This window comes from Formosa undariae, from assembly GCF_042427615.1.
Classification (GTDB): Bacteria; Bacteroidota; Bacteroidia; order Flavobacteriales; family Flavobacteriaceae; genus Formosa; species Formosa undariae.
Window position 1 is genome coordinate 1 of record NZ_JBHMEZ010000015.1, and the last position, 542, is coordinate 542.

Below are 542 nucleotides of genomic sequence, written 5' to 3' on the forward strand. Positions count from 1 at the left end.
AAAGAAGCGACTCCAGTTTCAGTTGTTGCGAGCTCGTCTACAAACCCAGAAAACACTTTAGACGACAATCCTGCAACCTCTTGGTCTGCTCAAGGTGATGGTGAATATTTAATTTACGATTTAGGAGATATCTACGAGCTTAATGACTTAAAAATTAGTTTTGAAGACAAACTAACAAAAAATAGTTATTTTGACATACAAGTATCTAGAGAAAACGAAACGTATTTAGAAGTAAAGCAAGATCTATCTAGCAACAAAACAGCAGATACTTACGATACGTATTCAATCTCAAGAAAGGCACGTTATATTAAAATTATTGGTCGTGGAAACGAAACCGACGATTGGAATACGATTAACGATGTAAAATTCTATTTTAATGATGAATCACTTTCTATAGACGATAATGAGCTGGCTAAATCAGATCGCATTACACTTTACCCTGTTCCTGCAAAAAACACATTAAACATTAAAGGAATAACTAAAGACACGACTGTACAAATTTACAATATTACCGGTGCACTTGTGCAATCGACCGCTATTCG

1 protein-coding gene is annotated in these 542 nt (G+C 34.9%); it reads left to right on the plus strand.

The genetic code is table 11. The features are described from left to right. On the plus strand, positions 1–542 hold a 542-nt coding region (locus ACFFVB_RS16040), incomplete at both ends, for a discoidin domain-containing protein (protein ID WP_382384243.1).